The organism is Pseudomonas sp. P5_A2_2 (assembly GCF_054177685.1).
Genome location: NZ_JBGCUL010000004.1, coordinates 38,730 through 65,146, shown reverse-complemented (window position 1 = coordinate 65,146; position 26,417 = coordinate 38,730). Strand labels below are relative to the sequence as shown.

The window sequence follows — 26,417 nt, the reverse complement described above, 5'->3', positions numbered from 1 at the left end:
TCTCTCTCCTCGCGCCTAGTCTTGCGCTTTGTGGGGCGACGGCGCGCCCGTCATTTGCGGCGAACACCCCCTACTCGTCAGCGAACGTTGCAGCACTTGCAGGATCAGGTCGGCGATGATCGCCAACACACTGACCAGTACGGCGCCGACAATCAGCATCGACATGTCGCTGCGGCTGATGGAAGCGAGGATGAGTACGCCGAGGCCGCCGGCGCCGATGGTGGCGGCGATGGTCATGACGCCGATGTTCATCACCACGGCGGTGCGCACACCGGCGAGGATCACCGGCACGGCGATGGGCAATTCGACCATGCGCAGGCGCTGGCCGAAGGTCATGCCGATGCCGCGGGCGGCTTCGCGGATACCCGGCTCGACATTGGTCAGGGCCAGGTAGGTGTTGCGCATGATCGGCAGCAGCGAGTACAGGAACACCGCGGTAATCGCCGGCATCGGCCCCAGGCCCTGGCCGAACTTGGAGTAGAACGGCAGCAGCAGGCCGAACAGGGCAATCGACGGTACGGTCAGCAGCACCGTGGCGCTGGCTTGCAATGGCCCGGCGAGGGTCGGGAAGCGTGTCATCAAAATGCCCAATGGCACGCCGACCAGAATCGCCAGGGTCACGGCAATGCCGACCAGGGTGATGTGTTGCCACGTCAGGTGTAAGACCAATGGCCAGTCGAGATGGGAAAAGGCGTTCAGGAATTCCATGACTTCTCCTCCTTAATTGATCGGGTGCTGGCGCAGGAAATCGGCGGCAACGGCTGAAGGACTTTGGTGCTCGACGTCGACCCGGGCGTTGAGCTCGCGCATGGTGTTGTCGTCGAACAGTTCCGCCAGCGGCTTGAGCTGTGCGGCCAATTGCGGATGCGCATCGAGGTAGGCCTGACGCACCACCGGCGCGGCGGTGTAGTCGGGGAAGTAGTGCTTGTCGTCCTCCAGCAGCTTCAGCTTGAAGGCGTTGAGGCGACCGTCAGTGGTGTAGACCAGACCGGCAAACACTTGCCCGTTACGCAGTGCGGTGTAGACCAGGCCGGCATCCATCTGCCGGATGTTCTTGCGGGTCAGGTTCATGTCGTAGAGCTTGACCATGCCATCCAGACCGTCCGAACGGTTGGCGAACTCGGTATCCAGCGCCACCAGGTTGTTGGTATCGGCTTCCTTGCGCAGCACCGTGTTCAGCTCACTGATGGTGTTGATGTGCGGGTATTGGTCGGCGACGTTCTTCGGCAGGGCGAGGGCGTAGGTGTTACTGAATTTCGACGGGGTGAGCCAGACCAGGCCTTTTTTTCCGTCGAGTTCTTTTACTCGTGCGTAGGACTGTTCGCTGTCGAGTTTTTCAGTGACATGGTTGTAGGCCACCAGCGAAACGCCAGTGTATTCCCAGAGCATGTCCAACTGGCCACTTTCGTGGGCGCTGCGGGCCAGATTGCTGCCCAGGCCGCCGGTCACTTGCACCTCGTAACCCTTGGTGCGCAGGTACTGCGAAGTGATTTCCGCCAGCAGGGTCTGTTCGGTGAACACCCGGGCGCCGATGCGGATCAAGGGTTTGTCAGCGGCTTGGGAAAATCCTGCGAACAGCAGGACGCAGCCTAGTAAAAAGCTTGAAGTTTTCATGACGATTCCTTTGCCGAGGCTTAAGACGGGCGCAAGCCGCGTTCGAGCCAGAGGCGGCTGGCGAGTGTCACCAGGCCGTCGAGCAACAAGGCCAGCAGGGCGGTGCAGGCCGCGCCGAGCAGCAATTGCGGCTGATTGTTCAGGGCGATGCCGGGGAAGATCAGGCTGCCGAGACTGTTGGCGCCGATCAGGAACGCCAGCGGCGCCGTCCCGACATTGATCGCCAATGCCACGCGCACGCCACCGATGATGATCGRCACGGCGTTGGGCAATTCGACTTTCCACAGCACCTGGAGCGGGGTCATGCCGATGCCGACGGCGGCTTCCTTGAGCGAGCCCTGAACGTTTTTCAGGCCTTCGTAGGTGTTGCGCACGATGGGCAGCAAAGAGGCGAGGAACAGAGCGAAGATGGCCGGGCCGCTACCGATGCCGAGAATGCCCAAGGCGATGGCCAGGACGGCCAGGGGTGGAACGGTGTTGCCGATGTTGAAGAACTGCATGAAGCGTTCGGCACGGCCGACCATGGACGGGCGGCTGAGGAAGATACCGGCAGGAATGCCCACGACAAGGGCGGCCAGCATGGACGCGAGGACGAGAACCAGATGAGCTTGCAGGTAAAACAACAAATCGTCGCGGTAAAGTTCGATCGTATTGATGCCGATCCAGTGGATCAGCAGGGCCAGAAGGGCGATTACCAGCGCGCCTCCTATCAGCCCTTTGCCATAGTGGATAGCCACAGGCGGACTCCTTTTTTCAGTCGGCGAACACTTTTTCGTGTGGCAACGCCATTCCTGGCTGCCGAAAAAATGCTCGCGATAAGCAGCTCATGCCGAGCGCATTCCAATGTAGGAGCGAGCTTGCTCGCGATGGGCGTCAACGATAACGCTGGGTACCTGAATGTACGCGTTGTCTGGACGTTTTTCGCGAGCGAGCTCGCTCCTACCGTGTAATGCGTACGGCTTATCGAGCCATGAGCACAGCCTCGTCAGGCCGAATTGCAGGTGTTTCAGGCCCCCGACGAGTGGTCGTAACGGGGGAGTGGACGTCTCCGTGCTTTAAAAGGTTCCCATCTGAAGCAGCATTTGGCCACCCCTGATGTGCTCAACGGTTCGGTTCTTCGATCAACTTGGGCTATAATCTGCGCCCTTTTTTGAATCACCTGCCAGGCGATTTCCCATGACCAAACAGGCCGCCGAAGTCGCGAAACGCCGCACTTTCGCCATTATTTCCCACCCCGATGCCGGTAAGACCACCATCACCGAGAAGCTCTTGCTGATGGGCAAGGCGATTGCGGTAGCCGGTACGGTGAAATCGCGTAAATCCGATCGCCATGCCACCTCCGACTGGATGGAAATGGAAAAGCAGCGTGGTATCTCCATTACCACGTCGGTCATGCAGTTCCCGTATCGCGAGCACATGATCAACCTGCTCGACACCCCGGGCCACGAAGACTTCTCCGAAGATACCTACCGCACCCTGACGGCGGTGGACTCGGCGTTGATGGTGCTCGACGGCGGTAAGGGTGTAGAGCCACGGACCATCGCCCTGATGGACGTCTGCCGTCTGCGTGACACGCCGATCGTCAGCTTCATCAACAAACTCGACCGTGACATCCGCGACCCGATCGAACTGCTCGACGAAATCGAAGCCGTCCTCAAGATCAAGGCGGCGCCGATCACCTGGCCGATTGGTTGCTACCGTGACTTCAAAGGCGTGTATCACCTCGCCGATGACTACATCATCGTGTACACCGCCGGTCACGGCCACGAGCGCACCGAAACCAAGATCATCGAGAAGCTCGATTCCGATGAAGCCCGTGCGCACCTGGGTGACGAATACGAGCGTTTCATCGAGCAGTTGGAACTGGTGCAGGGCGCCTGCCACGAGTTCAACCAGCAGGAGTTCCTCGACGGTCAACTGACCCCGGTGTTCTTCGGTACGGCGCTGGGCAACTTCGGTGTCGACCACGTACTCGACGCCGTCGTTGATTGGGCACCCCGTCCGCTGGCACGCGTGGCCAACGAGCGCACCGTGGAGCCGGTGGAAGAGAAGTTCTCGGGCTTCATCTTCAAGATCCAGGCGAACATGGACCCGAAACACCGCGACCGTATCGCCTTCATGCGTATCTGCTCCGGCAAGTACGAAAAAGGCATGAAGATGCGCCACGTGCGCACCGGCAAGGACGTGCGGATCGGCGACGCGCTGACCTTCTTCTCCTCCGAGCGTGAGCAGCTGGAAGAAGCGTTTGCCGGCGACATCATCGGCCTGCACAACCACGGCACCATCCAGATCGGCGACACCTTCAGCGAAGGCGAAGCCCTGGGTTTCACCGGCATCCCGCACTTCGCCCCGGAACTGTTCCGCCGTGTGCGTTTGAAAGATCCGCTGAAATCCAAGCAATTGCGCCAGGGCCTGCAACAGCTGGCCGAAGAAGGCGCGACCCAGGTGTTCTTCCCGGAGCGCAGCAACGACATCATCCTCGGCGCCGTCGGTGTGCTGCAGTTCGATGTGGTCGCCAGCCGTTTGAAAGAGGAATACAAGGTCGAATGCTCCTACGAGCCAATCACCGTTTATTCCGCGCGCTGGATCGAATGCAGCGACAAGAAGAAGCTTGAGGAATTCTCCAACAAGGCTGTGGAAAACCTGGCACTGGACGGCGGCGGTCACCTGACCTACCTCGCGCCTACGCGGGTCAACCTGGCACTGATGGAAGAGCGCTGGCCGGATGTTAAATTCCGTGCGACGCGTGAGCATCACTAAGCACTGAGCTGCAAAATTCAAAAGCCCCGTTGCGAAAGCCTCGGGGTTTTTTATTGTCCGCATTTCCATGATTGACGATGGATCCCTGTGGGAGCGAGCTTGCTCGCGATAGCGGTGTGTCAGTCGACATTAATGCTGGCGGCAGGTCCGTCATCGCGAGCAAGCTCGCTCCCACAGGATTCTTCGGTGTTAGTTGAATTTGGAATCGCCCCTATTCCAAACCAGTCTCCAATCCAAGGGCATTTCCGCGGGTTCGACAACGTCCAATCTGGAGAACCCGGCTGATCGGAACTAGATTTCACTCAGCACCAGACAGGCACTCTACGAAAGGAAGGAATCGGCTATGAACAGGTTGTTTCGCGTTTTACTGCTGTTGAAGGTGATGGTGATGCTCTCGCTCGGAACTTCGATGGCGTGGGCCGAGTGTATCGATCATGGGGAGCAGGCTTCGAGCGGGCAGGCGGGTTATGCGGGGTTGATGCTTGCCAAGTCCGAATCGGAACCGGGAGATCAAGGGCAGGGTGGCGCTGACAACGACGATGACTCGACTACCGACGAGCCGGACTCCGATGAAGAAGAAGGTGACAGCCAGACCTAGTCGCTCAATGGCAAGTAAAAGAAAACCCCTTCTGCCTGACTGATGCGCAATCGAGGCGGAAGGGGTTTGGTCAACGCATCAAGAGTTTGAGCAGCTCAATCCCTGTAGGCGCTAGCCTACTAGCGATTGCGGTTTGTCAGTAAACAGAAATGTTGACTGGTATGTCGCAATCGCCAGCAGGCTGGCTCCTACAGTTTTTTATGCCGCGCCGTCGAGGAATTGCTCGGCGTAGTGGCAAGCCACCTGGCGAGTGTCGAGCAGGCGCAGGGCCGGCTCTTCAGTGCTGCAACGCTCGGTGGCGTACGGGCAGCGCTTGTGGAAAGCGCAGCCGGACGGCGGGTTCAGCGGGTTGGGCAATTCGCCGACGATCTTGATTTTCGGCTTGTTCGGATCCGGGTGGATGGCTGGCGTCGCCGACAACAGCGCCTGGGTGTAGGGGTGCAGAGGACGGGAGTAAATATCCTCTTTCGGGCCCATTTCCACCGGGCGACCGAGGTACATCACCATCACGTGGTCGGCAACGTGGCGTACCACCGCCAGGTTGTGCGAGATGAACACATAGGCGGTGTTGAACTCCTGCTGCAAATCCATGAACAGGTTGAGCACCTGCGCCTGAATCGACACGTCCAGCGCCGAAGTCGGTTCGTCCGCTACCAGCACTTTCGGTTGCAGCATCATCGCCCGGGCCAGGGCGATCCGCTGGCGTTGACCGCCGGAGAACATGTGCGGATAACGCTGGTAGTGCTCGGGACGCAAGCCCACCTGCTTCATCATCGCCTGGACTTTCTCGCGACGTTCCGCGGCGCTCAGGTTGGTGTTGATCAGCAGCGGCTCACCCAGTTGATCGCCGACTTTCTGCCGAGGGTTCAACGAGGCGTACGGGCTCTGGAACACCATCTGCACGTCTTTGCGCAGTTGTTTGCGCTGGGCCTTGTCGGCACCGGCGACTTCCTGGCCGGCGATTTTCAAGGACCCGGAGGACGGCTCTTCGATCAGGGTCAGGGCACGGGCCAGGGTGGACTTGCCGCAACCCGACTCGCCGACGACGGCGAGGGTCTTGCCGGCTTCCAGTTCGAACGACACGCCGTTGAGGGCGCGCACAGTGGCGTGACCCTTGAACAGGCCTCGGGACACCTCGTAGTGACGGGTCAGGTCGCGGGCGGTAAGAACGACGGCCATTACGCCACCTCCTGGTTCAGCGGGTAGAAGCAGCGAGCGAGGCTGTTGCTTTTCTGGTCTAGTGCCGGACGTTGTTGACGGCAGTTGTCTTTCACGTAAGGGCAGCGCGGCGACAGCAGGCAACCCTGCGGGCGGTCGTAGCGACCGGGCACGATGCCTGGCAACGTCGACAAACGCGCGGCGCCCAGGCTGTGTTCCGGAATCGCCTTGAGCAGCGCTTCGCTGTACGGGTGTGCCGGAATGTCGAACAGTTGCGGCACCTGACCGACTTCGACCGCTTGCCCTGCGTACATCACGCACACGCGCTGGGCGGTTTCGGCAACGACCGCGAGGTCGTGGGTGATCAGCACCAGGCCCATGTTCTGCTCTTTCTGCAACGCCAGCAGCAGGTCCATGATCTGCGCCTGAATGGTCACGTCCAGCGCCGTGGTCGGTTCGTCGGCGATCAGCAGTTTCGGTTCGCCGGCAATCGCCATGGCAATCGCGACGCGTTGGCTCATACCACCGGACAGTTGATGCGGGTAGGCGTCCATTCGGCTGGCGGCACCCGGGATTTCAACTTTTTCCAGCAGTTCGATAGCGCGCTTGCGCGCGGCCTTGCCGGACATTTTCAGGTGCAGGCGCAGCACTTCTTCGATCTGGAAACCCACGGTGTAGCTCGGGTTCAGCGCGGTCATCGGMTCCTGGAAGACCATGGACAGGTCTTTACCGACGATCTGTCGACGCTGGCGATTGTTGAGCTTGAGCATGTTCTTGCCGTCGAAATTCAGGGCGTCGGCGGTGACGATCCCCGGATGCTCGATCAGGCCCATCAGCGCCATCATGGTCACGGACTTGCCGGAACCCGATTCGCCAACGATGGCCAGCACTTCGCCCTTGTCCACTTGCAGGTCGAGGCCATCGACCACTGGCGTGGCGTTTTTGTCGCCGAAGCGAACGTTGAGATTCTTGATTTCTAACAGTGACATGGGAATCTCCTCAGGCGGCGTTCTTGAGTTTCGGGTCCAGCGCATCGCGCAGGCCGTCGCCCATCAGGTTGATTGCCAGCACGCTGAGCAAAATGGTCAAACCAGGCAGGCTCACCACCCACCAGGCGCGTTCGATGTAGTCGCGAGCCGAAGCCAGCATGGTGCCCCACTCAGGGGTTGGCGGTTGTACGCCAAGGCCGAGGAAGCCCAGTGCGGCGGCATCGAGGATCGCCGAGGAGAAGCTCAGGGTGGCCTGAACGATCAGCGGCGCCATGCAGTTAGGCAGCACGGTGACGAACATCAGGCGTGGCAGGCCGGCACCGGCCAGGCGCGCGGCGGTCACGTAGTCGCGGTTCAGTTCGCCCATCACCGCAGCGCGGGTCAGACGAACGTAGGACGGCAGGGACACCACGGCGATGGCGATCACGGTATTGATCAGGCCAGGGCCGAGGATGGCGACGATCGCCACGGCCAGCAGCAGGGACGGCAGGGCCAGCATGATGTCCATCAGGCGCATGATGGTCGGGCCGACCACGCGCGGGAAGAACCCGGCGAACAGGCCCAGCAGGATGCCCGGAATCAACGACATCACCACCGATGACAAGCCGATCATCAGTGACAGGCGCGAGCCAGTGATCAGGCGCGACAGCAGGTCGCGGCCCAGTTCGTCGGTACCGAGCAGGAATTGCAGTTGCCCACCTTCCAGCCAGGCCGGCGGGGTCAGCAGGAAATCGCGGTACTGCTCGCTCGGGTCGTGGGGGGCAACCCACGGGGCGAAGATCGCGCAGAAAATCACCAGCAACATGAACATCAGGCCGGCGACGGCACCTTTGTTCTTGGAGAACGCTTGCCAGAATTCTTTGTACGGAGACGGGTACAGCAGGCTTTGATCGACTGCTACCGATGGAATTGGAGTGGTCATGGTCATGATCTCAGCGCTGGTGACGGATGCGTGGGTTGGCAAAGCCGTAGAGGATGTCCACTACGAAGTTGACCACAATCACCAGGCAGGCGATTAACAGGATGCCGTTTTGCACGACGGGGTAATCCCGCGCGCCAATGGCTTCGATCAGCCATTTGCCGATGCCCGGCCACGAGAAGATGGTCTCGGTCAGAACCGCGCCGGCCAGCAGGGTGCCGACTTGCAGGCCGACCACCGTCAGCACCGGAATCAGCGCGTTGCGCAGACCGTGCACGAATACCACGCGCGACGGAGACAGACCCTTGGCCTTGGCAGTGCGAATGTAGTCTTCACGCAGCACTTCGAGCATCGACGAACGGGTCATCCGCGCGATCACCGCCAGCGGGATGGTACCCAGCACGATGGCCGGCAGGATCAGGTGGTGCAGGGCATCGAGGAACGCGCTGACGTCATCGGCCAGCAGTGTATCGATCAGCATGAAGCCGGTGCGTGGCTCGATGTCGTAGAGCAGGTCGATCCGCCCGGACACTGGGGTCCAGCCCAGCGACACCGAGAAGAACATGATCAGGATCAGGCCCCACCAGAAGATCGGCATCGAATATCCCGCCAGGGAGATGCCCATCACCCCATGGTCKAACAGGGATCCTCGCTTGAGTGCCGCGATCACCCCGGCCAAGAGGCCCAGGACACCGGCGAACAACAGCGCGGCCGAGGACAGTTCCAGGGTCGCGGGGAACAGAGAGGTGAATTCGGTCCAGACGCTTTCACGGGTACGCAGGGATTCACCGAGATCGCCGTGGGCCAGTTTGCCGATGTAATCCAGGTATTGGGCATACAGGGGTTTGTTCAGACCTAGGCGTTCCATTGCCTGAGCGTGCATTTCGGGATCGACCCTGCGTTCTCCCATCATGACTTCCACGGGGTCGCCCGGGATCATGCGAATCAACGCGAAAGTCAGCAAGGTGATACCGAAGAACGTGGGGATCAGTAACCCCAGTCGGCGGGCAATAAAACTAAACATCGTGTGTTGTACCTCATCAGCCGGTTAGGCGTGCCCGGCATGCCTGGGTCAGGCATGCCGGGAGTTTTCTTATTACTTCACCTGGGTGGTGGCGAAGTTATTCGTGGTGAGGGGGCTAATGTGATAGCCCTCTACGTTGTTGCGCATTGCGGTAAACATTCGAGTGTGCGCCAGGCTGATCCACGGCTGGTCCTGGTTAAAAATAACCTGGGCCTGCTCGTACAGGGCTGCACGCTCGGCCGGGTCGGTTTTTTCCCGGGCCTGATCGATCAGGGCCTGGAACTTGTCATTGCACCAGCGTGCGTAGTTTTCGCCGTTCTTGGCCGCCTCACAACTGAGCATAGGCGTCAGGAAGTTATCCGGGTCGCCGTTATCGCCCGCCCATCCGGCGGAAACCATGTCGTGCTCGCCGTTTTTGGCGCGCTTGAGCATTTCGCCCCATTCCATCACGCGAATGTCGATCTTGATCCCGACCTTGGCCAGGTCGGCCTGCATCATTTGTGCACCGAGCATCGGGTTCGGGTTGGTTGCACCGCCTCCGTTGCGGGTGAACAGGGTGAAGGTGGTGCCTTGCGGTACGCCGGCTTCCTTGAGCAGGGCACGGGCCTTCTCCAGGTCACGGGCCGGGTTCTTCAGTGTGTGGTTGTAGCCCAGCAGGGTGTCCGGGAACGGGTTGACTGCGGCTGTTGCGTTGCCCTTGCCGAACAGCGTGTTGACAGCAGCTTCCTTGTCGAAGGCGATATCGATGGCTTTACGCACCCGTACATCGCTCAGGTACTTGTGCGTGGTGTTGATGGCGATGTACGCGACAGTCATCGCATTCAGCTCATCGACCTTCAGCTTGTCGTCTTTCTTGATGCTCGGAATGTCATCCGGTTTTGGATACAGCGCGACCTGGCACTCGTTGGCCTTGAGCTTCTGCAGGCGCACGTTGTTGTCGGTGGCGATGGCCAGGATCAACGCATCGGCCGGTGGCTTGCCACGGAAGTACTCCGGGTTGGCCTTGAAGCGAACCTGGGCGTCCTTGTTGTAACGCTGGAAGACGAACGGGCCGGTGCCGACTGGTTTGTTGTTCAGGTCGCCGGTCTTGTTGGCCTTGAGCAACTGGTCGGCGTACTCGGCGGAGTAGATCGAAGAGAAGGCCATGGCAATGTCGGCCAGGAACGGTGCTTCAGGACGGGTCAGGGTGAACTTGACCGTGTTGTCGTCGACTTTCTCGACGCTCTTGAGCAKCTCCTTGAAGCCCATGCTTTCAAAGTACGGGAAGCCCACGCTCGACAGTTTGTGCCACGGATGATTCGGGTCCAGCTGGCGCTGGAAGCTCCAGACCACATCGTCGGCATTCATGTCGCGGGTCGGCTTGAAGTATTCGGTGGTGTGGAACTTGACGCCTTTGCGCAGGTGGAACGTGTAGCTCAGGCCGTCTTCGCTGATATCCCAGGAATCGGCCAGCGCCGGAATCACTTCGGTGGTACCGGGTTTGAAGTCTGCCAGGCGATTGAAGATGGTTTCGGCCACCGCATCGGCTGTGACTGCAGTCGTGTACTGGACCATGTCGAAGCCTTCGGGGCTGTTTTCGGTACAAACCACCAGCGGTTTGGCCGAGACACCGACAGCGACACTGAGCAACGCAGCCGCGATGGCCGCACGTAGGGGAAGCATTTTCATCAAGAACCCTCTGCAATCAGTTAAAGGACAAAAGCCGAACGGCCAATTCGTCAATGAATCAGCCGTTCGGCAGCGGCATTACAGGATGTTGAACGGAACCGTGGTCACGAGACGGAACTCGTTGATGCTGCCGTCAGCCTGGTTTTCGCTGGCACGGTGAGCGGTGTAGGTGCCGCGGATCGTGGTGGCCTTGAGCGGGCCGCTCTGCACGGCGTAGGTTGCGCCGATGCCGTATTCATAGTGGTGTTCGCCATCCTGGGACTGGATGCCGTCGTAACCCTTGCCGGCCACGCCGCCGTTGCCGGTGTAGTGAGTACCGTCGATACCCCAGCCGCGAGCCTGGTAGATGTTGAACTTCAGGCCCGGCACGCCGTATTCGGCCATGTTCAGACCGTAGGCAACCTGGAACGATTTTTCGTTCGGGCCGTTGAAGTCCGACAGCAGGGAGTTGGCCAGGTAGATGCCGTTGGTTTCGTGCAGGTAGTCGAAGTACTCGTTACCGTTCACTTCCTGGTACGAGAAGGTCAGGGTGTGGGCCTGGTGGGTCAGACCGAACGACAGCGAGTAGGTGTCGTTGTCGATATCGCCGATCAGGGCTTTACCGGTTTCCTTGGTTTTGTAGTAGTTCAGGCCGGTGGTCAGGCTCAGTACCTGGCTGTCGCCCAGTACGTGAGAGGCGCCGAAGTAGTACTGGTTCCAGATGTCTTCAGCCTGGGTCGCCCAGAGGCTGGTGGTCAGGCTGGCGAGCGGGTTGTAAGTGATACCGCCGGTGTAGATGTGGTCGGATTCGACGATGCCGTTGGCGTATTCGGTGCGGAATTTGCGCAGGCTTTCTTCGGTACGCGGAGAGTTGCGGTCGAAGGTGGCCAGGTCGAAGGCCAGGTTGTTCAGTTCTTCGCTGTGGATGGCCACGCCCTGGAAGCTCGAAGGCAGTGCACGGTTACCGATCACGTCGACCATCGGGCTGCTGAAGTTCATGCGGCCGGCGGTCAGGGTGCTGTTGGAGACACGGGCCTTGACGTTGGCCAGGCCCAGTTTGCTCCACTGGCCTTGAGCGTCGCCGCCTTCCTTGGTCAGGGTACGGTTGTTGCCCGCGCCTGGACGAGAGCCCGGTGCGCCACCGTTGTTGGACGCCAGGTCTTTGCGGTCCCGGTCCAGGGCAACGGCGTTGTAGGCGGCGACTTCAGTGCTGAAACCGACAGTGCCTTCGGTGAAGCCCGAGTTGTACTTGAGGATGGTGCCCTGGACCCAGTTGATCCGGCGATCGGTCGGGGTCGAAACGCCGTCCTTCTTGTAGGCGAACTTGGCGCCGCGTTGCAGTTGTTCGTTGGCGTACCAGTTACGCGTGGTGCCGGTGATCGACTGGCCTTCGACAAAGCCGGTGGCTTCACTTTGGGCGCTTTTCTCGTTCACGGTAACCGGGGTGAAGGCCTGGCTTTGGGTTTCTGCGTAAGCCGTGGCGGTTACGCTGCTTATGGCCAAGGCCAATAACGCGGTGCTGCTCAGTTTCATGGGTAAAGCTCCTTACTTTCTATTTTTATGCCGGTCTTTTTTTGTGATCCGGCTATTGGTTTAGAACTCATTCACGGCATCGCAAACGTTTGCTGTCGGCCAAATTGGCAAAAGACGGCAAAGCGTCTGCGTGAGGGCGGAAAATCTGCCCCCCGGCATTTCTGGCTAATCGGTTATTTTTCTATGCTGACACCCGAGAAAACGTTGCGACCGAACGGGCTCACTTTGAACCCTTCGATTTTGGCGCTCAGCGGCTGGTTGACCGTTGAGTGGGCGACTGGCGTGATCGGCACTTGCTGCTTGAGCAACTGCTGCGCCTGTTTGTAGAGCAGGGTGCGCTGGTCGCGATCGGTGACGACCTTGGCCTGCTTGATCAGCTTGTCGTAGGCCGGATCACACCACATCGAGTAGTTGTTACCGCCAATGGCGTCGCAACTGTAGAGCGTGCCCAGCCAGTTGTCCGGATCACCATTGTCACCGGTCCAGCCGATCAGGCTGATGTCGTGTTCGCCGTTCTTGGTGCGCTTGATGTACTCGCCCCACTCATAGCTGACGATCTTGACCTTGAGGCCGATCTTCGCCCAGTCAGCCTGGAGCATTTCGGCCATCAACTTGGCGTTGGGGTTGTACGGACGCTGGACCGGCATGGCCCAGAGGGTGATTTCAGTGCCCTCCTTGACGCCGGCAGCCTTGAGCAGCTCCTTGGCTTTTTCCGGGTTGTAGGCGGCGTCCTTGATCGTGTCGTCGTAGGACCATTGGGTCGGCGGCATGGCGTTGACCGCCAGTTGTCCCGCACCCTGATAAACGGCATTGAGAATGCCTTGCTTGTTCACCGCCATGTCCAGCGCCTGGCGTACTTCGAGCTGGTCGAACGGTTTGTGGCGCACGTTGTAGGCGATGTAGCCGAGGTTGAAGCCAGGCTTCTCGATCAGTTGCAGGGCCGGGTCGTTCTTCAGCGCGGTCACATCGGCAGGGCGCGGGTGCAGGGTGATCTGGCACTCGCCGGCCTTGAGTTTCTGCACGCGCACCGAGGCGTCGGTGTTGATGGCGAAAATCAGGTTGTCGAGCTTGACCCGGCTCGGGTCCCAGTAGTGCTGGTTGCCGGTGTAACGGATGTTCGAGTCTTTCTGGTAGCTCTTGAACACGAACGGTCCGGTGCCGATCGGCTTCTGGTTGATGTCGCTCGGCTTGCCTTCGGCGAGCAGCTTGTCGGCGTATTCGGCCGAAAGGATCGCGGCGAAGCTCATGGCGATGTTCTGGATGAACGCGGCGTCCACGCTGTTGAGCGTCATGACCACGGTCAGCGGCCCGTTTTTTTCGACCTTGGCGATGTTCTTGTTCAGGCTCATGCCGTTGAAGTACGGAAACTCTGTCGGATATGCCTTACGGAAAGGCTGTTGCGGATCGAGCATGCGATTGAACGTGAACAGCACGTCATCGGCATTGAGATCGCGGGTCGGCGTGAAGTATTTGGTGGTATGAAACTTCACCCCTTCGCGCAGGTGAAAGGTATATTTGAGGCCGTCCTCGGAAATATCCCAGCTCGTGGCCAGGCCCGGTACGACGTTGGTTGCGCCTTTTTCAAACTCTGCCAACCGGTTGTACAGCGGTTCGGCGGCGTCGTTGTCGGTCGCAGTGGTGTACTGCGCCGTGTCGAAACCGGCGGGGCTGCCTTCGGAGCAGAACACCAGGCTGTTGTTGGCGGCCTGGCTGATGGAAGTGGCGGCCAACAGGCCGGTGCCCAGCAATGCGGATAAAACCAAGGTATGGCGCATAACGCTTCCTTTTCTCTCAAAGTGTTGTCAATGAGCCGCCGTCCCGTCTGCGGACGTAGAGGCATCATTGATTTCAAGCCATGCACGCAGCAGTAACCGATGACCCACGCATGCGCTGGTCGGATCCCGACGGTATGAGCCACGGGTCCGGCAGTAAATGCGTAAAGTCCTAAAGGCTCGTAGGAAATGGCGACGCGTCCTCCCCCGATGCTGTAGTCAGCTGCGGATTTGGATGTAGGCAAATTCCTGCTTGCTCGGTAGATAAAGCAACGGCGACGTCAGAAACGTCGCCGTTGCAATGTCTTACTTGCTGACGCTGACGCCGTAGAAGGAGTTCAAGCCAAATGGGCTGATCTTGAAATCCTGCACGTTGTCGCGCATGGGTTGGAACACCGTCGAGTGAGCGATAGGTGTCATAGGCACAGCATCTTTGAGCACGTGTTGCGCCTGCTTGTACAGTTCGGTGCGTTTGGCCTGATCGGTCGTACGCTTGGCTTCCTTGACGATGCCGTCGAACTTCTTGTCGCACCATTTGGAGAAGTTGTTGCCTTCCAGCGAGTCGCAGCCGAACAGCACGTTCAGCCAGTTGTCCGGATCACCATTGTCACCGCTCCAGCCAATCAGCATCGCCTGGTTCTCGCCACCTTTGGAGCGCTTGATGTACTCGCCCCACTCGTAGCTCTGGATCTTGACCTTGAGGCCGATCTTGGACCAGTCGGACTGCAGCATTTCTGCCATCAGTTTGGCGTTCGGGTTGTACGGACGCTGTACCGGCATCGCCCAGAGAACGATTTCGGTGCCATCTTTCACGCCGGCTTCCTTGAGCAGCTCCTTGGCTTTCTCAGGGTTGTACGGCGCATCCTTGATGGTGGTGTCGTAGGACCATTGGGTCGGCGGCATGGCGTTGACCGCCAGTTGGCCGGCGCCCTGGTACACGGAGTCGATGATCTGTTGCTTGTTGACCGCCATGTCCAGCGCCTGGCGCACCTTCAGCTCGGCCAGCGGGTTCGCATCGGTTTGTCCCTTGACCTTGGGCATCACGTTGTAGGCGATGTAACCGAGGTTGAAGCCAGCCTGGTCAGGCACCTTCAGGGTCTTGTCTTCCTTCAGCGCTTTCAGGTCGGCCGGACGAGGGAACAGGGTGACCTGGCACTCGTTCTTCTTCAGCTTCTGAATACGCACCGACGGGTCGGTAGTGATGGCGAAGATCAGGTTGTCGATCTTCACGTCGTCAGGCTTCCAGTAGTCCTTGTTCCCGGTGTAGCGGATGTTGGAGTCTTTCTGGTAGCTCTTGAACACGAACGGGCCGGTGCCGACCGGCTTCTGGTTGATGTCGGCGGCCTTGCCTTCCTTGAGCAGCTGGGCGGCGTACTCGGCGGACTGCACGGAAGCGAAGCTCATGGCCATGTTCTGGATGAACGCGGCATCAACTTCTTTCAGAGTGAACTTGACCGTGTGGTCATCGACTTTATCGATCTTGGTGATGTTGGTATCCATCCCCATGTCGGTGAAGTACGGGAATTCGGTCGGGTACGCTTTGCGGAACGGGTCATCCTTGTTAATCATGCGATTAAAGGTGAACAGCACGTCGTCGGCGTTGAACTCACGAGTCGGCTTGAAATACGGGGTAGTGTGGAACTTGACGCCTTCACGCAGGTGGAAGGTGTAGGTCAGGCCGTCATCGGAGACGTCCCAACTGGTTGCCAGACCAGGAGTAACGGCGGTGCCGCCGCGCTCGAACTGGGTGAGGCGGTTGAACATGGTTTCTGCAGAGGCGTCGAAGTCGGTTCCGGTGGTGTATTGACCTGGATCGAAACCGGCCGGGCTCCCTTCGGAGCAGAACACCAGGTTAGTCGCTGCTTGGGCGAACGGTGCGCTGGCTAGCAAGCTTGCGCCAACTAAGAACGGAATGACCGCGTGTTTAAGCATGGTGGCCTCATGATTTGTTGTCATTTTTGGAATTTGAGGACGACCTCGTGAGTCGTGCCTGCGGATACTTATGCAGGGGCCATACCCAATGCAAGATCCAGAGTGACTACAAGCCTGAAACGGTGGTACGAACGTACCTTAATGTCGCATTTGTATAAATCCTGCCGCATTTAACCGTTTGCGCGGCATTTTTACGGTGCAAACGACGCACTTTCACGGTGCGTCCTGAGCGCAGGGTGCTCCCGATCAGGGCGGGGTGTTACTTATTCATACCCCGTTTTGTGGGGTGGGTATGGCGTGAATAAGAGTGGTTATTGTTGCACCGATAGTGGCCAGTCAATCTCAGTTGCACCCGGTGCAACTGCCGGCTTTTCCCGGTGGACTCTCCAGTTATAGCTCATGCCTGAAAACAGTCCCCTCCAAAAAAAATAAAAAAACGGCGATCATGTGAGTGAWCGCCGTTTTTTTTTTAAAAAGGCTATCGATTCAAGGCATCAGCACTTCAATCGATCCATCGGCGGTCATGCTGACCTGGCTGGTGCCGGCTTCAACATCTGGCGTCACCGGTGCGGCGTCCATGGCGGCGGCTTTCATCATCATCGGCGCGCGCAGGTAAGGCTGTGGATAACCGTTGCTGTTGAGGTTCAGGTTGACGATTTTGTAGCTCTTGCCGCCCAGAGCATCAGTCGCAAGCTGGGCGCGGGCCTTGAAGGCGGTCACGGCGTCCTTGAGCAGGGCGTCTTCGCTGGCTTTGCGGGTCGGGGTGGCGATGGCGAAGTCCATGCCGCCCATTTTGAGGTCGGTGAGCAGCTCGCCGGTCAGCTTCGACAGCGCGGCGAAGTCCGAGCTTTCCAGGCGCAATTCGGCGCGCTCGCGCCAGCCGGTGATTTTCTGGCCCTTGGTATCGTAGATCGGGTAGCTGTTGCGACTGCCCTGACGCAGGGTGATGTCCTTGACTTTCTTGGCCTGGGCCAGCGCCTTGTTCATTACAGTGCTGACGTCGGCGGCGAGTTTGGCCGGGTCGCTGTTCTGTTCTTCGGTGTAGAGGGTCACGATCATCAAGTCGCGGGCCACTTCCTGACTGACTTCGGCGCGCAGGGAAATCTGGTTGTAATGCAGCTCGTCGGCGGCCAGGGCCGGGAGGCTGGCGACGGTGCCAACACTCAGGGCGAGGAGGGCGGCGCTGCGGCGGAATGTGTGCATGAAGGCTCCTTGGAAGGTGCGCAGGGGTATGGTCCGGGCCTGCGTGAAACCATCAGACTCTAGCTTTTATGCTCCGGTTCGCACAGTTACAACTTCTATACAGATGGGTCGTTAGGGGCCGCTTCGCGGCCAATCGCGAGCAAGCTCGCTCCCACAGGAGTGCGCATTCCAAATGTGGGAGCGAGCTTGGTCCGGGCGGCGTTCCGACGATGGCGGCCTTACAGGCGCAGCGGATCTTCCGGTCCTGTGGCCGTTTGCCGCACTTTTGCCTGTCAGCCCCCGTGCTTGGTTATACTCCCTGCGATCCGCCTGGAGCGCTCATCAGGAGAGCTCATGCTCGCCCCCGTTCAAATCACTTCCGCCACTCGCCAGAATCTCTGGCGGCTGACGTTCATCCGCACCTTGGTGCTGGCCGCACAGGCCGGTTCCGTGGGCCTGGCCTACTGGCTCGAATTGCTGCCACTGCCCTGGTTTCAATTGGCCGCGACCCTCGGTTGTTCGATGCTGTTGTGCGTGTTCACGGCGATTCGCCTGCGTACCTCGTGGCCGGTGACCGAGCTCGAATACGCCGTACAACTGGCCTGTGACCTGTTTATCCACAGCGCCTTGCTGTATTTCTCCGGTGGCTCGACCAACCCCTTCGTCTCCTATTACCTGGTGCCGTTGACCATTGCCGCGGTGACGTTGCCATGGCGTTACTCGGTGATCCTGTCGGGTATCGCGCTGACGATGTACACGCTGTTGCTGGCACAGTTCTACCCACTGCAAACCTTCCCGATCGCTCGGGAAAACCTGCAGGTGTACGGGATGTGGTTGAGCTTCGCCCTCGCCGCCGCGGTGATCACGTTCTTCGCCGCGCGCATGGCCGAAGAGCTGCGCCGTCAGGAAGAGCTGCGCGCCATTCGTCGCGAAGAAGGCCTGCGCGATCAGCAACTGCTGGCCGTCGCCACCCAGGCCGCCGGCGCGGCCCATGAACTGGGCACGCCGCTGGCGACCATGAGTGTGCTACTCAAGGAAATGCGTCAGGACCACCATGACCCGATGTTGCAGGATGACCTGAGCGTGCTGCAGGATCAGGTCAAGTTGTGTAAAGAGACCCTGCAGCATCTGGTGCGCGCCGCCGAGGCCAATCGCCGGTTGGCGGTGGAGATCCAGGACGTCACCGATTGGCTTGATGAAGCCCTCAATCGCTGGCACCTGATGCGCCCGGAAGCCAGTTATCGCTTCCAGCGCCTCGGCCAGGGCCCGGTACCGCGCATGGCGCCGCCGCCGGACTTGACCCAGGCCTTGCTGAATCTGTTGAACAACGCCGCCGATGCCTGCCCCGAAGGGCTGCAAGTGACGCTGGACTGGGATTGGGAAAACCTCACCATCAGCATTCGTGATCATGGCGCCGGTGTGCCGCTGGCCATCGCCGAGCAAATCGGCAAACCGTTTTTTACCACCAAGGGCAAAGGCTTCGGCCTGGGCCTGTTTTTGAGCAAGGCCAGCGTGACACGCGCCGGCGGCTCAGTGAAACTCTACAGTCATGAGGAAGGCGGTACGCTCACCGAGCTGCGCCTGCCCCGTGTCGCCCGAGGAGACGAACATGAGTGAAGAGATCCAAGTCGAAGGCGAAGAACTGCCGCATTTGTTGTTGGTCGATGACGACGCCACATTCACCCGTGTCATGGCCCGCGCCATGGCCCGCCGCGGTTTTCGCGTCAGCACTGCCAGTTCCGCCGAAGAAGGCCTGGAACTGGCCAAGGCCGATCTGCCGGATTACGCCGCCCTGGACTTGAAAATGGACGGCGATTCCGGCCTGGTGCTGCTGCCCAAGTTGCTGGAAATGGACCCGGAAATGCGCGTGGTGATTCTCACTGGTTATTCGAGCATTGCCACCGCTGTCGAGGCGATCAAGCGCGGTGCCTGCAATTACCTGTGCAAACCGGCGGACGCCGACGACGTGCTGGCGGCGCTGCTGTCCGAACACGCCGACCTCGACAGCCTGGTGCCGGAAAACCCGATGTCCGTGGACCGCCTGCAGTGGGAGCACATCCAGCGCGTGCTGACCGAGCACGAAGGCAACATCTCGGCCACCGCCCGTGCCTTGGGCATGCACCGCCGCACTCTGCAGCGCAAACTGCAGAAGCGCCCCGTTCGTCGCTGAACCTGCGCTGAACGAATGCAGGCCGTATCTCACGATAAACCGAACCGATCATCTATGATCGGTTCGTTTGTGTTCTTTTCTCTATCGAGCCTTATCCATGAATCAGAACGCTGAGTATTCCGCGGTCAACGACGCCGTGCGCGGGCAGTTTTTTCGCAAAGTGTGGGCGATGATCACGCCTTACTGGCGCAGTGAAGAGAAGGTCAAGGCCTGGACACTGCTGATCGCGGTGATTGCATTGTCGCTGATCAGCGTGGGGATCTCGGTGTGGTTCAACACCTGGTACAAGGATTTCTATAACGCCCTGCAAAAGAAGGACGAGGCGGCGTTCTGGCAACTGATCCTGTACTTCTGCGCGATTGCGGCGGTGGCGATCGTCGGCGCGGTATACCGGCTCTACCTGACCCAGATGCTGACGATTCGCTGGCGGGCATGGCTTACGGAAAAGCACTTTGCGCGCTGGCTCGCCGACAAGAATTACKACCAGCTGGAGCAGGGCGGTTACACCGATAACCCGGACCAGCGGATTTCCGAAGACCTCAACAACTTCACCTCCAACACCCTTGAGTTGGGGATCGGGTTGCTGCGCAATATCGTCAGCCTGGTGTCGTTCTCGATCATTCTATGGGGCGTGTCGGGCAGCATTGAAGTATTCGGCATCACCATTCCCGGCTACATGTTCTGGTGCGTCCTGGTTTACGCCGTGGTGGGCAGTTGGCTGACGCATTTGATCGGTCGTCGCCTGATCGGCCTGAACAACCAACAACAACGCTTCGAAGCCGATCTGCGTTTCTCCATGGTGCGGATTCGCGAGAATGCCGAAAGCATCGCGTTGTACAACGGCGAGCCGAACGAAAATCGTCGGTTGAGCGGCCGCTTCGGGATGGTCTGGCATAACTTCTGGGACATCATGAAGGTGTCCAAGCGCCTGACGTTCTTCACCGCCGGTTACAGCCAGGCCGCCATCATCTTCCCCTTCATGGTTGCCGCGCCGCGTTACCTCTCCGGAAAGATCGAACTGGGCGAGCTGATGCAAATCAGCTCGGCATTCGGCAATGTGCAGGAGAGTTTCAGCTGGTTCATCAGTGCGTACCAGAGCCTCGCTTCCTGGCGCGCCACCTGCGATCGTCTGCTGAGCTTCCACCAGGCCATGCGTGACAACGAAGAGCGTGCGCCGGCCATCGACGTACAGAATTCGGGCTCGGTGCTGAAGGTGCACAACCTCGGCCTCGACCTGGCTGAAGGTCGTCACCTGCTGACCAACGCCGACATGACCGTGGAGGAGGGCGACCGTGTGATGCTCAGCGGTCGTTCCGGCAGCGGCAAGTCGACCCTGCTGCGGGCGATGGGCCATCTGTGGCCGGCCGGCCACGGCAGTATTCGCCTGCCAGCGGCGCGTTACCTGTTCCTGCCGCAAAAACCGTATTTGCCGATTGGCACCCTGCGCGATGTTCTCAGTTATCCACAGGCTGGCGATATCTATCCGAACGAACGCTACGTGCAGGTCCTGGAAACCTGTCGCTTGCCGCACCTGATTGCCCGTCTCGACGAAGCCAACCACTGGCAGCGCATGTTGTCGCCGGGTGAGCAGCAGCGCCTGGCCTTTGCCCGTGCGCTGCTTTATGCACCGCAATGGCTGTACATGGACGAAGCGACCTCGGCGATGGACGAAGAGGACGAGGCCACGCTGTATCAGGCGCTGATCGACGAGTTGCCGGGGCTGAGCATTGTCAGCGTCGGCCATCGCAGCAGCTTGAAGCGCTTCCACCCACGGCACGTTCGTATCGAGAATGGCCATTTGGTGGACCAGGCCGTGACCGCATAAACACCACTTACCCTGTGGGAGCGAGCTTGCTCGCGATGGCTGACTGACATTCAACGACGATGTTGCCTGACAGATTGTCATCGCGAGCAAGCTCGCTCCCACAGGGGGCAGTGCTCATCTTGACGGTGATCGTACAACTGCGTTGCGCTATGATGTGCTTTCAGCAGCCGAACTTTTCGAGACAGATGTTCACCATGGAAAACCTGAACGACGCACCACGCCTCCCACGCAAGCGCCGCAGCCTCGCTCAGGAACTGGTGACGGTGCTGTCCGAGCAGATCCGCGACGGTCATCTCAAGCGTGGCGACAAGTTGCCTACCGAGTCGGCCATCATGGATGCCCATGGCGTCAGCCGCACCGTGGTGCGCGAAGCGATTTCCCGTTTGCAGGCGGCAGGGCAGGTGGAAACCCGCCACGGTATCGGCACCTTCGTGCTCGACACGCCGAGCCCGAGCGGTTTCCGTATCGATCCGGCGACCGTGGTGACCTTGCGCGATGTGCTGGCGATCCTGGAACTGCGCATCAGCCTGGAAGTGGAGTCCGCCGGGCTGGCAGCGCAACGTCGCAATCCGGAACAACTGGCCAACATGCGCGCCGCCCTCGATGCGTTGAACGAAAGCGCCGCTCATGCCAGTGATGCCGTGGCGTCGGACTTCGCCTTCCACCTCGAAATCGCGCTGTCCACCGGCAACCGCTACTTCACCGACATCATGACCCACCTGGGCACCAGCATCATTCCACGTACACGGTTGAACTCCGCGCGCCTGGCCCATGACGACCAGCAGCACTACATGAGTCGCCTGAGCCGTGAGCACGAGGAAATCTACGACGCCATTGCCCGTCAGGATTCCGATGCGGCGCGGGCCGCCATGCGTTTGCACCTGACCAACAGCCGTGAGCGGTTGCGTCATGCCCATGAAGAGGCTGAGGCGCAGCGGGGGTAAGTAATCTGCCCTTGTCCTCCATCGTCTGAACTACCGCTATCGCGAGCAGGCTCGCTCCTACAGTGGATCTCGCAACACTGAAGATCACTGTAGGAGCGAGCCTGCTCGCGATAGGGCCGTAAGCCATAAAACAAATCCAGCAGCTTTCCCCTATCTTCCGACAACGTATCTCTCAAACGACCGTTTATCACGGTGCTCGCAACTGTCCTTCCTCCGCTGAAACCCGCTAAAACTCAGGCAGACAGCCTTTCTTGTCGAACAATTTTCACCCCCAGCGATGAAATGCAGTTGACGGTTGTATTTTAAGTTGTACGATGACCTACAACTTCAGCGCGGGCTGAACGGTTTTCTCACATAACGTCGCTATCCAGGGTGTTCGAATAATGAATCCACAAGAACTGAAGTCCATCCTCTCTGCCGGTCTGCTGTCCTTCCCGGTCACCGATTTCAATGCTCAGGGCGACTTCAATCGCGCGGGTTACATCAAGCGTCTCGAATGGCTGGCCCCATACGGCGCCTCGGCTTTGTTCGCCGCGGGCGGCACCGGTGAGTTCTTCTCTCTGGCGGCCAGCGAATATTCGGAAATCATCAAGACCGCCGTCGACACTTGCGCCACCAGCGTGCCGATCCTGGCCGGCGTGGGCGGTTCGACCCGTCAAGCCATCGAATACGCTCAGGAAGCCGAGCGCCTGGGCGCCAAAGGCCTGTTGCTGCTGCCGCACTACCTGACCGAAGCCAGCCAGGACGGCGTTGCCGCCCACGTCGAAGCCGTGTGCAAATCGGTCAACATCGGCGTGGTGGTCTACAACCGTAACGTCTGCCGCCTGACCGCGCCGCTGCTGGAACGTCTGGCCGAGCGCTGCCCGAACCTGATCGGTTACAAGGATGGCCTGGGTGATATCGAGTTGATGGTGTCGATCCGTCGCCGCCTCGGTGATCGCTTCAGCTATCTGGGTGGCTTGCCGACCGCCGAAGTCTACGCCGCGGCCTACAAGGCCCTGGGCGTACCGGTCTACTCCTCGGCGGTGTTCAACTTCATCCCGAAAACCGCGATGGACTTCTACCACGCGATCGCTCGCGAAGATCACGCCACCGTCGGCAAGATCATCGACGACTTCTTCCTGCCGTACCTGGACATCCGTAACCGCAAGGCCGGTTATGCCGTGAGCATCGTCAAGGCCGGGGCAAAAATTGCCGGCTACGACGCAGGTCCTGTGCGCGCGCCGCTGACCGATCTGACCGGTGAAGAGTACGAAATGCTCGCCGCGCTGATCGACAAGCAGGGCGCGCAGTAACACCCGATAAAACCAGGGCCGCTGAGCAATCGGCGGCTTTTTGCGTTAGGACTTCTTGTAAAAGGGGCAAGCCGTGGCTGATTCAAAGCGTTTCGATAACTACATCAACGGCGAATGGGTTGCCGGTGGCGACTATTCGACCAACATCAACCCGTCCGAACTGACCGACGCCATCGGCGACTACGCCAAGGCTGATCTGGCTCAGGTCCACGCCGCCATCGACGCCGCCCGTGCCGCGTTTGCGGCCTGGTCCACTTCCGGCATTCAGGCGCGACATGATTCCCTGGACAAAGTCGGTACTGAAATCCTCGCCCGTCGTGAAGAGCTCGGCACCCTGCTGGCCCGGGAAGAGGGCAAGACCCTGCCTGAAGCCATCGGCGAAGTGACCCGCGCCGGCAACATCTTCAAATTCTTCGCCGGTGAATGCCTGCGCCTGTCCGGCGACTACTTGCCGTCGGTGCGTCCGGGCGTCAACGTTGAAGTCACTCGCGAAGCCCTGGGCGTGGTCGGTCTGATCACCCCATGGAACTTCCCGATTGCCATCCCTGCATGGAAAATCGCTCCGGCCCTGGCCTATGGCAACTGCGTCGTGCTCAAGCCGGCGGACCTGGTTCCGGGTTGCGCCTGGGCCCTGGCCGAAATCATCTCCCGCGCAGGCTTCCCGGCCGGTGTGTTCAACCTGGTGATGGGTAGCGGTCGCGTGGTCGGCGATGCGCTGGTCAACAGCCCGAAAGTCGATGGCATCAGCTTCACCGGTTCCGTGGGCGTGGGTCGTCAGATCGCCGTCAACTGCGTGTCGCGCCAGGCCAAGGTTCAGCTGGAAATGGGTGGCAAGAACCCGCAGATCATTCTTGACGACGCCGACCTCAAGCAAGCGGTCGAATTGTCAGTACAGAGCGCGTTCTACTCCACCGGCCAGCGTTGCACCGCTTCCAGCCGCTTTATTGTCACCGCTGGCATCCACGACCAGTTCGTCGAAGCCATGGCCGAGCGCATGAAGTCGATCAAGGTCGGCCATGCATTGAAGGCAGGCACCGACATCGGTCCGGTGGTCTCGCAAGCACAACTCGAACAGGACATGAGGTACATCGATATCGGCCAGTCCGAAGGTGCGCGCCTRGTCAGCGGCGGTGGTCTGGTGACGTGCGACACCGAGGGCTACTTCCTCGCGCCAACCCTGTTTGCCGACAGCACAGCTGCGATGCGCATCAGCCGTGAAGAGATCTTCGGCCCGGTGGCCAACATCGTCCGCGTCGCCGATTACGAAGCAGCCCTGGCCATGGCCAACGACACCGAGTTCGGGCTGTCGGCGGGCATCGCTACCACCTCGCTGAAGTACGCCAACCACTTCAAGCGCCACTCCCAGGCCGGGATGGTGATGGTCAACCTGCCGACCGCCGGTGTGGATTACCACGTTCCGTTCGGTGGACGTAAAGGTTCATCCTATGGATCACGTGAGCAAGGTCGCTATGCGCAAGAGTTTTACACGGTCGTGAAGACCAGCTACATCGGTTCGTAAACGCAACACCTGTAGGAGCGAGCCTGCTCGCGATGGTCTCGAGGTCGCGGCTGTACACCTGATGCCCCGCGTCATCGTTGACCACCATCGCGAGCAAGCTCGCTCCTACAGGGCACAAAAGATTCACCCGCGCATAAAAATAATCAGTGGGAGTACATCTACATGCAATCGACCCAAAAGCCGACTCACGTCCGCTATTTGATCCTGCTCATGCTGTTTCTGGTGACCACGATCAACTACGCCGACCGGGCTACCATCGCAATCGCCGGCTCCAGCCTGCAGAAAGACCTGGGCATCGACGCCGTTACCCTTGGCTACATCTTCTCCGCATTCGGTTGGGCCTACGTGGCCGGGCAAATCCCCGGTGGCTGGCTGCTGGACCGTTTCGGTTCGAAAAAAATCTACGCGTTGAGTATCTTCACCTGGTCACTGTTCACCGTGCTGCAGGGTTATGTCGGCGAGTTCGGCATGTCCACGGCAGTGGTTGCGCTGTTCATGCTGCGCTTCCTGGTAGGCCTGGCTGAAGCGCCATCCTTCCCCGGCAACGCACGTATCGTAGCGGCCTGGTTCCCGACCGCTGAGCGCGGCACTGCCTCGGCGATCTTCAACTCGGCGCAATACTTCGCCACGGTACTGTTCGCACCGCTGATGGGCTGGATCGTCTACAGCTTCGGCTGGCAGCACGTGTTTATCGTCATGGGCGTGATYGGCATCATCTTCTCCGGGATCTGGCTGAAGGTTATCCACAGCCCGCGTCAGCACCCGATGATCAATGATGCCGAGTTCAAGCACATCGCCGACAACGGCGGCATGGTCGACATGGACCAGGACAAGGGCAAAGGCAAGAAGACCGATGGTCCGAAGTGGGACTACATCCGGCAGTTGCTGACCAACCGCATGATGCTCGGCGTGTATCTTGGCCAGTACTGCATCAACGGCATCACTTACTTCTTCCTGACCTGGTTCCCGGTGTACCTGGTGCAGGAACGCGGCATGACCATTCTCAAGGCCGGTTTCATTGCGTCCTTGCCGGCGATCTGCGGCTTCATCGGTGGTGTATTGGGCGGGGTGATTTCCGATTACCTGCTGCGCAAAGGCCATTCCCTGACCTTCGCCCGCAAGGCGCCGATCATTGCCGGCCTGCTGGTTTCCAGCAGCATCGTGGCCTGCAACTACGTGGATGTTGAATGGATGGTGGTCGGCTTCATGGCCCTGGCGTTCTTCGGCAAAGGCGTGGGTGCACTGGGTTGGGCGGTGGTGTCCGACACCTCGCCGAAGCAGATCGCCGGCCTGAGCGGTGGCCTGTTCAACACATTCGGTAACCTCGCTTCCATCACCACCCCGATCGTCATTGGCTACATCATCAGTTCCACCGGTTCGTTCAAATGGGCACTGGTGTTCGTCGGTTGCAACGCACTGGTCGCGGTGTTCAGCTATCTGGTGATCGTGGGCCCGATCAAGCGTGTGGTGCTCAAAGAGCCACCAGCGAACGGTTCTCAAGCCCCTGGCAAATTGTCTCAAGCGCATTCCTGAGGA

At 59.7% G+C, this 26,417-nt stretch carries 21 protein-coding genes; 9 read left to right on the top strand and 12 right to left on the bottom strand.

Going from position 1 to position 26,417, the window contains the following annotated elements:
- Positions 1 to 15: 15 nt before the first annotated feature.
- From ACXRVY_RS01490 to ACXRVY_RS01480, 3 genes are read right to left on the bottom strand one after another with little or no spacing between them, the layout of a single operon-like run.
- The gene (locus ACXRVY_RS01490) at positions 16 to 708 is read right to left on the bottom strand and encodes an ABC transporter permease (protein WP_223458634.1); all 693 of its coding nucleotides are present in this window, start codon (positions 706 to 708) and stop codon (positions 16 to 18) included.
- Positions 709 to 720: 12 nt separating this feature from the next.
- Positions 721 to 1,614: a glycine betaine ABC transporter substrate-binding protein gene (locus ACXRVY_RS01485; protein WP_223458635.1), complete on the bottom strand. Its 894-nt coding sequence runs from the start codon at positions 1,612 to 1,614 to the stop codon at positions 721 to 723.
- Positions 1,615 to 1,634: 20 nt separating this feature from the next.
- Entirely contained in the window at positions 1,635 to 2,351 is a 717-nt protein-coding gene (locus tag ACXRVY_RS01480) for an ABC transporter permease (RefSeq protein ID WP_458236970.1), read from the bottom strand.
- Positions 2,352 to 2,790: 439 nt separating this feature from the next.
- Here ACXRVY_RS01480 and ACXRVY_RS01475 point away from each other — a divergent pair, with 439 nt between their 5' ends.
- Both ACXRVY_RS01475 and ACXRVY_RS01470 read left to right on the top strand, forming a co-directional pair.
- Positions 2,791 to 4,374 carry a peptide chain release factor 3 gene (locus ACXRVY_RS01475; RefSeq protein ID WP_056728283.1) on the top strand — a complete coding sequence of 528 codons (1,584 nt, stop codon included), beginning with the start codon at positions 2,791 to 2,793 and terminating at the stop codon, positions 4,372 to 4,374.
- Between the two features lie 343 nt (positions 4,375 to 4,717).
- A complete protein-coding gene (locus ACXRVY_RS01470) occupies positions 4,718 to 4,972 on the top strand; it encodes a hypothetical protein (RefSeq protein WP_223458639.1) in 255 nt (84 codons plus the stop codon).
- Positions 4,973 to 5,170: 198 nt separating this feature from the next.
- On the opposite strand, the gene ACXRVY_RS01465 is transcribed toward ACXRVY_RS01470, so the two are convergent.
- The 9 genes from ACXRVY_RS01465 to ACXRVY_RS01425 all read right to left on the bottom strand — a co-directional run bounded on the left by ACXRVY_RS01465 (position 5,171) and on the right by ACXRVY_RS01425 (position 17,149).
- Complete coding sequence (locus ACXRVY_RS01465; RefSeq protein ID WP_223458641.1) at positions 5,171 to 6,151, bottom strand: peptide ABC transporter ATP-binding protein; 981 nt, start codon at positions 6,149 to 6,151, stop codon at positions 5,171 to 5,173.
- Positions 6,151 to 7,119 (bottom strand): ABC transporter ATP-binding protein, encoded by a 969-nt coding sequence (locus ACXRVY_RS01460; RefSeq protein WP_458236969.1) that lies wholly within the window; start codon positions 7,117 to 7,119, stop codon positions 6,151 to 6,153. Before ACXRVY_RS01460 ends, ACXRVY_RS01465 begins: the two co-directional genes overlap by 1 nt.
- A 10-nt stretch (positions 7,120 to 7,129) precedes the next feature.
- Entirely contained in the window at positions 7,130 to 8,041 is a 912-nt protein-coding gene (locus ACXRVY_RS01455) for an ABC transporter permease subunit (RefSeq protein WP_223458643.1), read from the bottom strand.
- Between the two features lie 10 nt (positions 8,042 to 8,051).
- Positions 8,052 to 9,062, bottom strand: coding sequence for an ABC transporter permease subunit (locus ACXRVY_RS01450; RefSeq protein WP_458236968.1), 1,011 nt, complete (start codon positions 9,060 to 9,062; stop codon positions 8,052 to 8,054).
- A gap of 72 nt (positions 9,063 to 9,134) precedes the next feature.
- Entirely contained in the window at positions 9,135 to 10,730 is a 1,596-nt protein-coding gene (locus tag ACXRVY_RS01445) for an ABC transporter substrate-binding protein (RefSeq protein WP_458236967.1), read from the bottom strand.
- 78 nt (positions 10,731 to 10,808) lie between these two features.
- Complete coding sequence (locus tag ACXRVY_RS01440) at positions 10,809 to 12,242, bottom strand: OprD family porin (protein WP_223458650.1); 1,434 nt, start codon at positions 12,240 to 12,242, stop codon at positions 10,809 to 10,811.
- Positions 12,243 to 12,415: 173 nt separating this feature from the next.
- Positions 12,416 to 14,017 (bottom strand): ABC transporter substrate-binding protein, encoded by a 1,602-nt coding sequence (locus ACXRVY_RS01435; RefSeq protein WP_223458653.1) that lies wholly within the window; start codon positions 14,015 to 14,017, stop codon positions 12,416 to 12,418.
- Positions 14,018 to 14,320: 303 nt separating this feature from the next.
- Positions 14,321 to 15,946, bottom strand: coding sequence for an ABC transporter substrate-binding protein (locus ACXRVY_RS01430; protein WP_223458655.1), 1,626 nt, complete (start codon positions 15,944 to 15,946; stop codon positions 14,321 to 14,323).
- A gap of 486 nt (positions 15,947 to 16,432) precedes the next feature.
- Positions 16,433 to 17,149, bottom strand: coding sequence for an SIMPL domain-containing protein (locus ACXRVY_RS01425; protein WP_223458658.1), 717 nt, complete (start codon positions 17,147 to 17,149; stop codon positions 16,433 to 16,435).
- A gap of 333 nt (positions 17,150 to 17,482) precedes the next feature.
- Here ACXRVY_RS01425 and ACXRVY_RS01420 point away from each other — a divergent pair, with 333 nt between their 5' ends.
- From ACXRVY_RS01420 to ACXRVY_RS01390, 7 genes are all read left to right on the top strand, one after another.
- Positions 17,483 to 18,745 carry an ATP-binding protein gene (locus tag ACXRVY_RS01420; protein WP_223458661.1) on the top strand — a complete coding sequence of 421 codons (1,263 nt, stop codon included), beginning with the start codon at positions 17,483 to 17,485 and terminating at the stop codon, positions 18,743 to 18,745.
- On the top strand, positions 18,738 to 19,298 hold the full coding sequence (locus ACXRVY_RS01415) for a response regulator transcription factor (RefSeq protein WP_007981466.1): 561 nt from the start codon (positions 18,738 to 18,740) through the stop codon (positions 19,296 to 19,298). Before ACXRVY_RS01420 ends, ACXRVY_RS01415 begins: the two co-directional genes overlap by 8 nt.
- Before the next feature lie 97 nt (positions 19,299 to 19,395).
- The gene (locus ACXRVY_RS01410; RefSeq protein ID WP_458236966.1) at positions 19,396 to 21,123 is read left to right on the top strand and encodes an ABC transporter ATP-binding protein/permease; all 1,728 of its coding nucleotides are present in this window, start codon (positions 19,396 to 19,398) and stop codon (positions 21,121 to 21,123) included.
- Positions 21,124 to 21,317: 194 nt separating this feature from the next.
- Positions 21,318 to 22,067, top strand: a complete 750-nt coding sequence (locus tag ACXRVY_RS01405) for a FadR/GntR family transcriptional regulator (RefSeq protein WP_223458665.1) — start codon at positions 21,318 to 21,320, stop codon at positions 22,065 to 22,067.
- A gap of 383 nt (positions 22,068 to 22,450) precedes the next feature.
- Positions 22,451 to 23,362 (top strand): 5-dehydro-4-deoxyglucarate dehydratase, encoded by a 912-nt coding sequence (gene kdgD, locus ACXRVY_RS01400; protein ID WP_007981458.1) that lies wholly within the window; start codon positions 22,451 to 22,453, stop codon positions 23,360 to 23,362.
- A 73-nt stretch (positions 23,363 to 23,435) separates the two neighbouring features.
- Positions 23,436 to 24,881, top strand: a complete 1,446-nt coding sequence (locus ACXRVY_RS01395; protein WP_223458667.1) for an aldehyde dehydrogenase family protein — start codon at positions 23,436 to 23,438, stop codon at positions 24,879 to 24,881.
- Positions 24,882 to 25,043: 162 nt separating this feature from the next.
- Complete coding sequence (locus ACXRVY_RS01390) at positions 25,044 to 26,414, top strand: MFS transporter (RefSeq protein WP_223458670.1); 1,371 nt, start codon at positions 25,044 to 25,046, stop codon at positions 26,412 to 26,414.
- The last annotated feature ends 3 nt before the right edge of the window (positions 26,415 to 26,417 follow it).